General features: G+C 43.7%; 11 protein-coding genes. 3 read left to right on the top strand and 8 right to left on the bottom strand.

The features are described 5' to 3' along the window. Nucleotides 1-113 precede the first annotated feature (113 nt). Nucleotides 114-560, bottom strand: coding sequence for a hypothetical protein (locus FBB35_RS03315; protein ID WP_174708468.1), 447 nt, complete (start codon nucleotides 558-560; stop codon nucleotides 114-116). 265 nt (nucleotides 561-825) lie between these two features. Beyond that, entirely contained in the window at nucleotides 826-1,197 is a 372-nt protein-coding gene (locus tag FBB35_RS03310; protein ID WP_174708467.1) for a hypothetical protein, read from the bottom strand. A 152-nt stretch (nucleotides 1,198-1,349) separates the two neighbouring features. On the opposite strand from FBB35_RS03310, the gene FBB35_RS03305 reads away from it, so the two are divergent. Beyond that, complete coding sequence (locus FBB35_RS03305) at nucleotides 1,350-1,493, top strand: hypothetical protein (RefSeq protein ID WP_174708466.1); 144 nt, start codon at nucleotides 1,350-1,352, stop codon at nucleotides 1,491-1,493. A 16-nt stretch (nucleotides 1,494-1,509) separates the two neighbouring features. Here the strand turns inward: FBB35_RS03305 and FBB35_RS03300 are convergent, their stop codons facing one another. The 6 genes from FBB35_RS03300 to FBB35_RS03275 all read right to left on the bottom strand — a co-directional run bounded on the left by FBB35_RS03300 (nucleotide 1,510) and on the right by FBB35_RS03275 (nucleotide 8,529). Beyond that, a complete protein-coding gene (locus FBB35_RS03300) occupies nucleotides 1,510-2,472 on the bottom strand; it encodes an aldo/keto reductase (RefSeq protein ID WP_174708465.1) in 963 nt (320 codons plus the stop codon). A gap of 284 nt (nucleotides 2,473-2,756) precedes the next feature. Continuing rightward, a complete protein-coding gene (locus tag FBB35_RS03295) occupies nucleotides 2,757-3,539 on the bottom strand; it encodes a hypothetical protein (protein ID WP_254625805.1) in 783 nt (260 codons plus the stop codon). Nucleotides 3,540-4,137: 598 nt separating this feature from the next. After that, a complete protein-coding gene (locus tag FBB35_RS03290) occupies nucleotides 4,138-4,443 on the bottom strand; it encodes a DUF4090 family protein (RefSeq protein ID WP_094332552.1) in 306 nt (101 codons plus the stop codon). 222 nt (nucleotides 4,444-4,665) lie between these two features. Beyond that, a complete protein-coding gene (locus FBB35_RS03285) occupies nucleotides 4,666-4,920 on the bottom strand; it encodes a hypothetical protein (RefSeq protein WP_174708463.1) in 255 nt (84 codons plus the stop codon). A 178-nt stretch (nucleotides 4,921-5,098) separates the two neighbouring features. Continuing rightward, on the bottom strand, nucleotides 5,099-8,191 hold the full coding sequence (locus tag FBB35_RS03280) for a phosphoenolpyruvate carboxylase (RefSeq protein WP_174708462.1): 3,093 nt from the start codon (nucleotides 8,189-8,191) through the stop codon (nucleotides 5,099-5,101). A 101-nt stretch (nucleotides 8,192-8,292) separates the two neighbouring features. Continuing rightward, nucleotides 8,293-8,529 (bottom strand): hypothetical protein, encoded by a 237-nt coding sequence (locus FBB35_RS03275; protein WP_174708461.1) that lies wholly within the window; start codon nucleotides 8,527-8,529, stop codon nucleotides 8,293-8,295. A 510-nt stretch (nucleotides 8,530-9,039) separates the two neighbouring features. On the opposite strand from FBB35_RS03275, the gene FBB35_RS03270 reads away from it, so the two are divergent. Then, complete coding sequence (locus FBB35_RS03270; RefSeq protein WP_174708460.1) at nucleotides 9,040-12,051, top strand: DUF1574 domain-containing protein; 3,012 nt, start codon at nucleotides 9,040-9,042, stop codon at nucleotides 12,049-12,051. Between the two features lie 102 nt (nucleotides 12,052-12,153). Continuing rightward, the gene (locus tag FBB35_RS03265) at nucleotides 12,154-13,653 is read left to right on the top strand and encodes an MBOAT family protein (RefSeq protein WP_174708459.1); all 1,500 of its coding nucleotides are present in this window, start codon (nucleotides 12,154-12,156) and stop codon (nucleotides 13,651-13,653) included. Nucleotides 13,654-13,887: the final 234 nt, after the last annotated feature.

Here is a 13,887-nt window from a genome sequence, read left to right as displayed (position 1 = left end):
TATGTATGGAAAAATACTCTTACTTAGTAATCTCCGTAAACAACAAGATCCCCGACTTCTTTGAAAAGTCGGGGATCTAAGCCTTTAGATTTGAACAAAATCAAATAGGATTACTATTTACCAAAAGCATCCTTGATGTTATCAACAGTGCGTTCAACAGCGTTCTTTGTGTTGTCTACTGCTTTTTGTGTCCGAGCAGCATCTTCATCTGCTCTTTTCTGGATTGTAGCTGCATCTCTCTTGGCTTTGCGCTCGGCAAAACTACCACTGTCTGTTGCTTGATCAACTTTATTGGCATTGCTTTTGGCAGCTTGCTTAACTTTATCTGCCGTATCTTGGATAAAATTCTTGGCTCGTCCAGCATCTTTACTGGCTTTTTCTTGAACTTGATCGCCTGCGTCTTTTGATGCAATCAAGGTTGCACTAGGTTCAGCCATTGCTGAGGTGTTCGAGAAAAATGCACCTTGCCAAACGAAAGCGATCGCTAACATACAAAACAGTGCTGTAGCCATCCAGCGTTTTACAGTGGAAAGCTGTTTTGTAAAATAATTCGATTTCATACAATACAATCTCATGTGATTTAGTATACTAAATCTACTTTATTTAGCTTATTCACCATATCGATCCCCAGATAGAAGTTCTTGCATCATTAGTTATGAAACAAGTTCACTATTTTGATAGATTGAATTTTGAAAAAAGATTTTTTCTGGTGGTAATTAAAGGTTAATTAAACAGGTTACAGATTGTAGACATCTGCGATCGCGTATAAAAAAAGTTAGCGATCGCCATTGAGTTAATTAACTTGCGATCGCTTCCATCGGACGGTTACGCCATCGCAACTGACTTTTTACGATTGGGACGCTTGCGTTCTGATTTCTTTTTCAGTCCAATTGCTTGGGCTTGATCGCTATCCGATCCATATTGTCCGCGCACAACTTCTTTCATGGCTAATACAGCATTATGAAATTCCCATTCTGCTAATCGTGCAGCATCAGCAGCAGCACGGTATAAAGCTAGTTTCTCGGTTTCAGCTTGTTGCTGCGCCAACATAGTCTGATAAGCTTGCTGTAAATTTACTACAGACGCATCAGCACGGGTTGTATTATATGTGGTGATGGTTTGCAAACCGTGTAATGAGGTTATATCTTGACTAATTGATTGAGAAGGTAAGCGGCGTGTTTTATCCTGGACAGGCATATATTTATACTAGTATAGGTATATTTTTAATGTGCCCATTAAAACAATAAAACTAACAGTAGGGGCACATAGTTGTGCGTCCCGTAGATGGAAAGCTTTTTAAATAGAACAAAGTTAGAGGAAGGGTGAGTTAATTTTTGCAGGTCGAAACAATGGCATTGTTAACCAAAACAATGGCATTGTCAGCCGAAACAATCGCATTGTTAGTCGAACCAATCGCATTGTCAGCCGAAACAATCGCATTGCTACTTGAAATAATGGCATTGTCAGTCGAAACAATCGCATTGCAGCAGTGACGACACTAAGAAAGAATCACGCTGACATCAATTGTTGAATACGTTGTGGTTCTTCTCCTAGCCAATCTGGATTTTGGGCAGTGCTATCAAAAATTGATGAGGTTTTGAAAGGCTCAAACTCGCCGCGTGATGCTGCTTGTGCTGTTTTTGCTAAGAGCGATCGCACTTGCTCGTCATTCATCGGCTGGAAAGTCCGCACGGCTTCAAAAGCCTGCTCTAGAATCTCCATGCTGTCAATTCCGGTAATCACAACTGACGTGGGCAGATTCAAAGCATAATGTAAACATTCAATTGGCGTTACAGTCTTTGACCGTAAAAGAATACCGTTTGCCAAGCTTTTCATTCCCAGAACGCCGATGTTTTGTTTAACAAGTTCTGGCACAACCAGCTTTGCAAAACTCCGGTAGTGGGCATCCATTACATTGAGCGGCATCTGCACTGTATCAAATTTAAACCCGTTAGAAGCTGCAACTTCCAACATGTGAAGATGAACAGATGGGTCTTTGTGTCCAGTGAAACCAATGTATCGGAGTTTGCCAGCTTGTTTCGCCTCAAGAAAAGCAGCATTCGCCCCTTCTTCGTCAAAAACTCGATGCGGATCTTCGTGCCGAAGGATTTCGTGGTGCTGAACGAGATCGATGCAATCCACTTGCAGGCGTTTAAGCGATTCGTCTAGCTGTCTTGCTGCTTCTTTTTTAGAGCGTCCATCGATTTTCGTCATTAGGAAAACTTTATCGCGGTAGCGATCGCGCAGGGCTTTTCCCATACGAATCTCGCTGACTCCATCGTTGTAATCCCAACTGTTATCCATAAAAGTGATGCCGCGATCGATCGCTGTTCTAACAATTCGGATAGCCAGTTGCTCATCAACGTGTTTTAATGCAATGTGCCAACCACCCAATCCAATTGCAGAAACTCTCTCTCCTGTACTACCAAGAACTCGATATGACATTTCTGAATTTGGCGTAGTTCCTGACATTTGTTCTCCAAGTCTTTCAGCTATTACTTAAGTACATATAGCCGTGTGCCAATTCAAAATGCAAGGGAAAATTGACAATATCTTGCTGAAGATACAGTTTTTGAACAGATTAGGAAAAGATTGAAGAAGCCAAAATATCGATGGCAATTTAGGATGTGTGAGGTAAAGATAGGACTTATGCAAAATTACACACAGTGGGGACAATTCATGAATTGCCCCTACCGAAAAATGAAGGTTTGGGTTATCCCGTAAAAACTCAAAATAGCAGTTTTGGGCTTTTATGTTTAAGGAGACGGAACCGCTACTCGATTACCGGGAACAATCTGTGGCTGATACGAAAATACTTCTCGGCTACGGGGATTTACGGTTACTTTAACCCAATTCACATCGTTGGTACCGTTCGCCGCATTGTCGCCAAATGTCTCGACACGAGTGAAGTTCTCGATGCGTCTGCCTTGAGCATCCAGAAATGGCTTGTCAACACGGTAGTAGTGCGAGTCACCATACACGTAGGCAATCGGTTTACGGAAAGCGATCACTTCATCTCGGAACGCTAATAAAAAGTCCTTGAAGCTATCAGGCTGTCCATCGGTTTCGGTAAGCGTCTTCGGATCGCGCAAAGGTGCTCTGGTTCCATCGGTCAGATCCCACCCTGGATCGGCTTGGGAGATAAACATGACCGCCGCCGAATTGCGTGTCTTTGCCACTTGAAAAGTTTCTCTCATCCATGCAATATCAGCCGCATTTCTCGCTGTGTACTCATCTGGGTTAGGCGCAGTGTCACACAGGTTGTTGCACGAACCCTGGATATTGAGTGTCGCATAAGTAACTCTACCAACCGTCCAGCGACGGTTCTCAACACAGGGTACTGCACCAGTTGCACCAAGACACAGTGGTGTTGTCTGCACCTCCTGGACTAGCCGACGCTGCCCAAGGGAAAACTTCGTGCTGAAAAATACCTGACGCTCGTAGTCGAGGCGATTGAGTGAGTTGAATCCACCGTTAGAGGGGCGATCGCAATCAGTCCAATCGTTGTCGCCCGGAGTAAAGGCTGCTGGTGCTTTCAAGGAGTTAAAGAAGCCGAGCGCCTGGGCGTAGAGTTCATTACTGCATGTGGTCGGCGTGACCGAGCCTGGTGTAGAGTTGCCCCCCTTTAGGTCGCCGTCGTGGACAGTGAAGGCCAGGTCTTGCGCGTTCATATCAGCGATCAGGTTCGGGACTCCCGTTGTCGCCTGGAGATCAGAATAGGGGAGATCGCCCCAAAGTCCGATGGCATAAGTCTCGTTCTCACCCTCATACTCGTACTCGTACTTCCTCTCGTTGGCAGTAGCCAAACCGATTGCAGAACTTGCTAAAAACGGCACAGTCAGCGCCAGTAAACATATTTTACGCAGCAAACGCGCAGTGGTGACGCGTTGAAACACTGAGTACCCAACCTTTGCCATCATCTCTATCCTCGATTATTCTTGGGGATCGTGAGCGCATTTTGGAGGATTAGCTCCTTGCCCACGCCATTTCAGTGAGAAATTTAGATTACCGGATTGTCGATGACAGATAGGTTATGGATGGGTTAATAGTTCGTTTATTTACAGTAATTTCACGGCTACTTTACTTGTTTGTGTAGCCGCAAATTATATGGGCCTTGACTGTGCTGCGCTGCGATATTTATTTTCCGCTATAAAAAAAGGCAATTTCTTTTTCTTTTAGGGGTGCGAAATCAGCATCTACAAGTAATTGGTCGAGTTCTGCTTGGGGAATGTGTTTTGCACCAATTCGCACAATGCGCGATCGCATAGTATTAGATACGCCACTGCGCTGTCTATTGCCCTCTAGCGCCATGACTTTACCATAAAGTTCTAATTTGGCAGGCGGAATGGGAGAACCATCAAAATCAATTCCCTGTGCGATCGCTTCATCAATAGCATCAGCACCCGTGGTAGTTTGATTCCCTGGGTTAGTTTCGGTAGGCATAGTGATTTGCTTTGCTCTTCGTTGCTATGGGTAGATTTTACCAGCCTTGCTGACACCTTTCTCCTGCTGAAGGTTAATTGCAATTGTCTGAATTAAAAAACCACTCCCTGGTTTTACTACACAAAATCCTTCCCTCTCCGAATCTGAGAGGGAAAGACTTGAACTAAAATTCGAGGCAGGGAAAGGTTCGTCTAACTCACGTTTAATTGAGTAGTTAACAGATTAATCACGAGCTTGTCGTGTCATCAAACCCCCAACAAACGCCCCTAAAATAGTTCCTGTCCATAGTCCTGTTGTGCTACCTTGCCATATTGCTCCTGGTGTCATCCAAGCGTTGCACATCACCTGCAAACCCCAAGATTGATTTTGACATTTTTGGCTATGCACCATTATGGTGATTTGCCCACTAGTGTAAGCACCAAAAAAACCTGATGATAGCGCCAGAAAAGTGCAAATTAAAATTCTGTTTTTAATCATTTGTATTAGGCATTGAGCATTGGGCAAAACAGTTCCGTTAGCGATAGCGGGGCGTTTAGCCCGTGCTGTTAGCGGTAGCGGGGCGTTTAGCCCGTGAAGAGTTAGGAGTTACGAATCTCCCCCTGCTCCCCTGCTCCCCTGCCTCCCCTGCCCCTCATCCCTCACTCTCCATTCCCAATCACCCTGTATTTCTCATCCCGGCTGCAATTCCATTAATAGTTAATAATGCACCTCGCAGTAATTCGCCTTTGCTGTAACGAGAATGGATGACTCCAGAAGTGGCATTAGTATTCATAGACTGGCGTAGGCGCTTGAGCAGGGAAACTTGGATAAATCCCAAGGGGACAATTGTGCCATTGCGTAACTGCACAGATCGTTGTAAGACAGGATCGCCATCTAACAGTTGATTGTGATCGGTGATTTTTAACACCAAATCTCTTGTGAGATAGAACTCGCTGGCAATTTGGTCAAAAACCTTGGCAAAACGAAGTTGATCTTCTGATTGTGACAATTCCTGAACGTAGTGATGTGCCATTTGCATATCTACTTTTGCTAAAGTCATCTCGGCTTTAGAAATCACCATTTTGAAAAAGGGCCACTTAACGTAAAAGTAGCGCATTAATTTCAAGTGTTCTTCTGGTTCTGCATTCAAGAATTCTTGTAACGCTGTGCCAACGCCATACCAAGAAGGAAGCAAAAAGCGGGTTTGCGTCCAGCTAAATACCCAAGGAATAGCTCGCAGACTGCTTAAATCTTTCTTACCAGATGGACGGCGGGCTGGACGAGAACTAATTTGTAGCTGGCTAATTTCTTCAATGGGGGTTACTTGGTGGAAGAAGTCAACAAAATCAGGCTGTTCGTAGATTAAAGCGCGATAATGTTGCCGCGATCGCGCTGCTAATTCTTCCATAATCTCATTCCAGGGTTCAATATCATCAAACCCTGTCCGCAGCAGGCTAGCTTGAATCACAGCAGTGGTGATGGTTTCCATGTGGTACAAAGCCAAGTCCAACAAGGAGTATTTAGAAGCCAAAACTTCTCCTTGTTCGGTAATCTTGATTCGCCCATTGATACTATGACCCGGTTGAGCCAAAATTGCCTCGTAAGCAGGGCCACCTCCCCGCCCTACAGAACCGCCGCGTCCGTGGAAAATCCGCAAATTTATATCGTATTCTTCTGCTATTTGTTGCAGTGATTTTTGGGCTTTATGAATTTCCCAGTTGCTGCTTAAAAAACCAGAGTCTTTGTTGCTGTCAGAATACCCCAGCATCACTTCTTGCAAGTTAGGGGTGAGAGGGGAGGGGGAGGCAGGGGAGCAGGGGAGCAGGGGAGCAGGGGGGGATGAGTTTTCATCAGTATCCTCTGCTTTTGTCTGTTCGTAGCCGCCAGCTAACAAAGCGCGATATAACGGGAGTTCAAATAGTTTCCGCATAACGCCTCTGGAGCGTTGTAAGTCTTCTACTGTCTCAAATAGGGGGACAACTTGAATGGTTCCCACGGCTATGGCGGGGTCAAAAAGCCTGGCTTCTTTGGCTAACAGTAGTACTTCTAGCACGTCGCTCACATCGCGGCACATACTGATAATGTAAGTTTGGCAGATATTTAGACCAAATTCTTGTTGGAGCGATCGCACGACGCGAAAAGTTTCAATTACATCGTTGGTTTTTTCAGAAAATGGCAATTCTGCTGGAATTAACGGTCGGCGGGTTTTCAGTTCTCCTGTAAGCCAAGCAACTCTTTGCTCCTCAGATAGGTCGTTGTAAGGTTGAGGTAATATTTGCAGGTATTGTAGAATCTCACTCAGCGCATCAGCGTGGCGGGATGATTCCTGACGGATATCTAGCTGTGTCAAGTTAAAACCAAAAATTTCTACCTGACAGATGAGATTTTCTAAATCTCGACAGCTTAAACCTGTTTCTGTCAAGTTACGCTGAATCATCCGCAGTTCTGCTAAAAAATCGTCTCCCGAACGATACAGGGGACTATCTTGATTTTTTGGCGTTTCCCGATTGTACAAAGCTAGATTGCGATCGCGAGTATTTTCTAGCCGTTTCAGTACATAAGCGAGTTTCAGCCGATAGGGTTCTTGCCGATAACGCAGCGCCAGGGCATCATATACCTCACTCAACTGGGACTGATCTAACTCTAGAGATTCCAGCAAATCTGGTAAAACATCACTCCAGTGCATCGACACACTCAACAATTCAATCAGATTTTTCACTGACTGAATATATCTTCCCAGCACCATTTTGCGCTGATAGCAAGCTGTTTGCCAGGTGACTTCTGGTGTAACTGATGGGTTCCCATCCCTGTCTGAGCCTACCCAAGAGCCAAAAGAGCAAAAGTTTTTACTTGGTGGTTCTAGCCAAGGAAAGGTATTGGATAGTGTATGTTTGAAACGTTTATAAAGTTGAGGAATGCCATCAAATAAAACTTCTTGGAAGTAGTGTAGGGCATAATCTACTTCATCTAGCACAGTAGGTTTGAACTGGTGAAGTTCGTCGGTGCGCCACCAGAGGCGAATTTCTTCGAGCAATTGTTCGCGGACATCTGCTGCTTCCCAAGCATATCCGCCACCTGTACCACCAGCATGGTTTTCTAAGGTATCCAGTTTTTGCAAGAGTTGTACCACCTGTCGCTGCTTATCCCGGATGGTATGACGAACAATTTCCGTCGGGTGCGCTGTGAAAACTAAGCGCACATCCAGATGAGCAATGAGACGTTGAATTTGTTGGGGTGGTACATTCAATTTGAATAAATAGGGAAACAAAGCAGCAAAAGTCCCTTTTGGTTTGACTTGCGCTTTTTCGAGATAATTCTTTGCCAGCAATTCTGCTGCTATTCCCTTGCTAAGAGGCGCATCATCTTCTCTTTGATTAGACGAGTAATTGACATTAGATGCTCTTTCTGCATCTGTAGGCTCTATTTCTGCCTCATAGCGGCTCAATTGCTGCCTTTGCTCGTATTCCTGCTCTATGATGTTAATCAGCTGAAAATACAGAGCGAAGGCACGAGCCGCGCGGATTGCTTCGTTGATATTTAGTTGTTCAATTAATTTGACGGCTGAGGATGCTTGGTCATTTGTTGCCTGTCCTTCTGGCGAACACAAATCGCGCAACTGCCGCAACAAGTCTACCATGTTTTGACCGCATTCTTGCCTCAGAACAGACTCCCACAATTCTTCCACTACCTGGAGACGATGACGCAAAAATAATTCCGACACCGGGTATATATCCGCAGTTTGAGACGAAGAGTATAAAAGGGAACCCATATTCTCTATCTTGTAAAGCTAATTACTGTTGACGCTTCTAGGTTTTCTACTGAATGCTCATCGGGTTATTCCTGAGCAAATAATTATTTGGTGTATATTTTCTAAGTTTGATTATTTTCGCGCTCCTCTGGGAAGTCGAGAATGGGTAGGCGATCGCCTCGAAACAATTCTTCACTGGCTTCCCCTATGCTTTCTAGTGCCCTTACGGTGGTTTTTCCGGTAATGAGCAGCAGTAATATAGACGCTGTACCTATTTGTAAAAGGAACGATTGGGGAATGGTAAATAAATCAAGATTGGATGGCTGGTTAGTTGAGGGTTCTTGGTTGGCAGGAGGCATTGCTAATTTTTGGTTATGGGAATTGATTTAGGAGTCATTGGTCATTGGTAAGGGCTTTAAACCTATTTACGTTTCGTAATATACTTGGTTTTTTTGCGCCAACTTACTTAGGAATTAGGATGACTCCAACAATCGAGGGATGGAGTTGAAATGAGATAAGCTTGTTGGTTATTTCACCTATTAGGGGCGTTAGCGCAATGAAACGCAAGTCTAGCTTTAAAGGACAAGTCATCAGCCAGTCATATAGAATTATTCTGACTCCTGGCTCCTGTACGCGATGAATCGCGTCTCTCCTAACTTCTGATTTATGACTCCCTATTAGTAAAATAAACGCAAAACTCAATATTAGTCAGACTTACAACCTGTACAAGACTATCTTGGCCGATTTTGTGAGCTGCGAAGGTAACAAAATTGTTAAAAAAAAACGTCAGAGTGTGATAGACCTATGGTTCTAGTTTACAAGTGCAGGCACTATCCCCCAACAATCGCTTCCTGTAAAGTTAACTTCCCATGAAAACAGTATTACCAGATCGCCAGCAATCCTTAGTGCAATGGGTAAGCCAAGCCACAGGGATTAACACTTTTGGGGTGAAAGTCCGGTTACGAGGAAATGACCTTCATATTCTTTGTGAAGGTACTGAATGTCCGCAGCGTTGGCGTACTTTGTCTGATTTGCTGCAAGCATTACAGCAAACAAACTTAGATATCCTCACAAGCAGCGAACAAACCTCAATATATCAAGTATTTGTCTATGGCCGAAGAAAAGGGGAACAGCGCCCCAAATGGTGCCATCGGGTTTACTTGAATCAAATAGATAAGCATCTGGAGCAAGTGGAGCAAGCCTTGCTAGCAGATTCAGAAAAATCAAAACAATCGGGTGGGGCGCTAATTGTCTCTAACGAAAGTTTGGCACGTCAAGGCAATCCAGAAGCTATTGCTCGATATCTCAGCGAAACTCTGAGTACGTTAGGTGTATCGGTACAGGCAAAGATTAAGCCATATCAGCCAAAGAACTCTCAGCCGGAAGAAAATCGCCTGTGGATATTTTGCCAGTCGAGCTATAGCCCTGATGCCTCATTGCTTGCGGAACCAATAGCAGAGAAGTTGCGTTATCTCAAGCTTTCTGGCTACCAAGATGCCGTAATTGTTTCCCAGGTGAGCGGCGAAACTGCCCCTGATTGGTTGCTGCGTGTCGATTTGACACCATCAGAGGTAATGCTGAAAGAATGGGCGCGTTGGGGTGATATCCAAGCGATCGCTCGGCTATTAACTGAGGTATTGTCAGGATTAAAAGTTGCTGTCCAAGCTTCTCTAAAAGAATCAACTCTACATATCTTTTGTACGCCAGCTTTTGATCCTTTAGGAACTGCACCAATCCCAGACAAAGCAGTGTGTTTAGAGGCGATTGTACCCCAGTTAGAAGTGATCGCACCTCAAGGCATTCTCGCCGCCACCATCTACGGGCAAAAAGCAGGCGACAAGCAACCCACTTGGATTGATTGGCTAGCTTTACCCGCCACCAGCCATCCCGCCTTTGCCACATCACCGCTAGATTTAGCTAATACTGGCGATGAACCAGCCATCACATTTTTACTAGAGCGTTTACTCAATCCTGACCTCGATTGGCGTTTATTGACAGGTGGAATTCGCGTCCTCTTACTGAATAAAAATGATTTACTGCACATCATGTGTGATGCGCCTGTTTGTCCAGGTCGTCAACAAGTAGCAAGTAAAATTACGCAGTTTATCCGCCATTTGAAAATTCCCGGTATTATGGGAATACGTATATACGGTCGCCGGGCTGGGAATAAAGAACCTTTTTGGCACTATGGCGTTGATCTTGAACATCGCCAACGTTTAGTACCAGAAGCAACCCCAGAATTCGCTGCCACTTCTAAATACGTAGATGATTTAATACCCTCTGAGACTAGTGAACCAATTTTGCGCCCAGACTTAACAACAGAAGAAGTTCAAAGTTTTGTAACAGAAGTAGCGCGAGATTGGATAGCAACGGCGAGTGCAACCGCGAAAAAATTCCTGTTAAAAAGCCAGCTATTTACTGAAAGCCACCAGTTGGCAGAAGAAAATCCTGACGATCAAGGACTTAAGATTGCTTTAGTTTGGGGGACACTGGGATTATTACTCACTCTCCAAACTGATTGGGTATTGGGTCGAATTACTGCACAGACTAAACCGAGTTTGCCAAAAGTAGCCAGTGTCTTACCTTCATCATCTGGACAAAAGGCATCTTTAACATCTGAAAAAACTCAGAGTGAGAAAACGGTATTTTTTAGCAGCACTTCTAAAACAAAATCTCCTGCAAATCAGAGTTCTGTATTTAATGCTTCTGAGTTTACCCAAAGTGATGATACTTCGACAAAGAATTTGGCAGCTGCACCATTGAAAGAAAAAGCAACCGCAACAGCTATTCTTTTAGCAGCGCGATCGCAAATGCCAAGTTTCAATGTCAGGCAGTTAGATGAGCAGCTAGCACTATATAAACAGCGTTTAGCGAGAACTGGTACACCGCCCGATGTGTTGATTATTGGCTCCTCTCGCGCCCTCAGAGGAGTAGATCCAGCAGAACTTTCTAAAGCTTTAGCAGCCCAGGGTTATCCCAATATTGACGTGTTTAACTTTGGGATCAACGGTGCTACTGCACAAGTTGTAGACTTTGTGCTTCGTCACGTACTGGAACCATCAGAACTGCCTAAAATAATTCTCTGGGCAGATGGGGCCCGTGCTTTCAATGGTGGACGCGAGGACATTACTTTTAAATCCATCGCTGCATCAGCTGGTTATAAGCAAGCATTCCAAAAAAACCCAAAAATAGCAAATAGCAGCGAATCGCCCGAAAATCAGGAAAGTTCGCCAGAAGAGAAGGTAAAAGAAGAAAAACAGGAGATAAGCACATATCAAGCAGTCAATGATTCTTTAAATCAGGGTTTAGCATCTCTTTCTGCTAGCTATCAAAACCGCGATCAAATTAAAGGCTTACTGCAAAAACAATTGCTTATATTTGGTCGTAATCAGACAGTTGCATCACAAAAACAGCTAACAGACGGAACTTCAGATGAGAGTATTTCCCAGCAAGCAGTTGATTTTGATGGCTTTCTACCTTTGTCTATTCGCTTCAATCCTGCTAGATACTATCAAAAACATTCTAGAGTTCCCGGAAATTACGACAACGACTATAAATCTTTCCAAGTAGAAGGACAGCAAGATGCTGCTCTTCAAGAAGTGCTTCAGTTTACCCAATCTCAGAAAATTTCCTTAGTATTTGTCAATATGCCTCTCACGGCAGATTATTTAGATCCAGTGCGTAGACAATATGAGCAACAATTTCAGCAATATATGTTGCGTCTAGCTACTAACCCCAACTTTATTTATCGGGATCTGAGCCAAAAGTGGCCCAAAGCACATGACTACTTCTCCGATCCCAGCCACCTCAACCGCTTCGGAGCATACGAAGTCTCCAAAAAGCTGGCTAATGACCCAATGATTCCTTGGCCAGTGAAGTAGGGAGCAGGGGAATGGGGAGTGGAGGATGAGGGGCAGGGGAGGCAGGGGAAGAAGAACTATTTATTGACAAATGACAAATGACAAATAACAAATGACTAAAAAATGAACTTTATATCAATTTTCTATGGTCTTTTCTTGTTGAGTGTTTTAGGAATTTACTGGTCTTTAGCACAACAGAAATTACGATTATGGACGCTGCTAATTGCTAGTTTGGTTTTCTACGCATCTTTGCATATTCAGTACATACCATTGCTATTAGCATTGACGTTTATCAATTTCCGTTTGGGGCTAGAGATTGGGAAAAATACATCACCAGGAAAACATTCTCTTGACTGGCAAATTTCTAATGAAGAGTGGCAATTTGCCCAAGGCGACTGGAATCGTCGTCGTCTAAAAGTTTTGTGGCTAGGTATAGCTCTAAATGTTTTACTATTATTAGCTTTTAAGTATCTAACCCCTTTATTTAAGTTTGTTTTCAATATCCAAGCAAACTCACCAGATAGCTCTTTTAAATTGATTGCACCTTTGGGAATTTCATTTTTCACCTTTGAGTGTATTGCCTATTTAATAGATGTCTATCGTGGTGCGCCTGCTACCGATCAGTTTCTGAAATTTGCCACCTATAAATTATTCTTCGCCAAACTGATTTCCGGCCCGATTACGCGCTATCACAACTTAGCAAATCAATTCAATACGCTAGACTTTCCCAGTGCCGATAGAGTAGCAGAGGCGCTGTGGTTAATTGCTAGAGGTGCAGTCAAAAAAGGTATTTTTGCAGACCACCTGGGAATTTTTGTCGATTTATGCTTTGGTAACTTACAACGGGCCGGTAGTACCGATCTCTGGTTAGCAACATTCGCCTACGGTTTGCAGTTATATCTAGATTTTAACGGTTACGTAGATATTGCCCGTGGGAGTGCCTTACTTTTCGGCTTGGTTCTACCTGAAAATTTTGATTTTCCCTACTTCAGCACCAGTATTGGAGAATTTTGGCGGCGCTGGCATATCACTCTCGGAGATTGGCTACGTAACTATGTCTACTTTCCTTTGGGTGGTTCGCGTCGGGGTTTAGTCCGCACCTGCTGGAATTTATTTACTGTGATGCTAATCGCTGGTATCTGGCATGGTGCTGCTTTGGGTTATGTAGTTTGGGGCATATTCCACGGGTTAGCCTTGGTGGTTCATCGACTTACAGATGCTATGAGCGATCGCTATGAAAATCTGGAGCAATTCTGGCAAAATCCTCTAGGTATCTTCGTGGCTTGGTTTTTGACCCAACTGATGGTTTTTACCTCTTGGATTTGGTTCCGTCTACCGAATCTCGCAGACTCTTCTTTAGTAATCCGACACCTTTGGCGTTATCCTGCTGATGCCCAGTTTGCTCAAAAGGTCTATGTAGATGCTTTAAATATGAGCCAATACCAACTCACTTGGGTGCTGCTAACTTTAGCTGCTCTGATGGCTGTAGTTTATGCCTTTAACCGAATGCTGAAGTTAGAGTTTAACTGGCCCATTAAGCTTGTCTTTGTCCCTCTATGTTTCTACGCTGTTTGGTTATTAGCTCCTGAAGGCAGTTTGCCCTACATATACTTTGATTTTTAAGTTTCTACAAACAATCAACAGCGACATAAGACAATGTACAACTTATTATTTCGTTACAGATTATCCTGGCTGTTTGTAACAGAATGTAAAGAGAAGAAACTGGCGATCGCGTCATTAAAAGTTATAGCTAGTTTAATGTTGTAATGGCTTAAAAAGCTTTAATTGCTTACTTTTCTCACTATTATTAATAGTAGAAAAACTTTACATTTCGACGATCTTGTTAAAGGATTCTAT

Origin of the sequence: Nostoc sp. TCL240-02, assembly GCF_013343235.1 — a bacterium.
Lineage (GTDB): Bacteria > Cyanobacteriota > Cyanobacteriia > Cyanobacteriales > Nostocaceae > Nostoc.
This window is presented reverse-complemented; position numbering and strand designations above follow the sequence as displayed.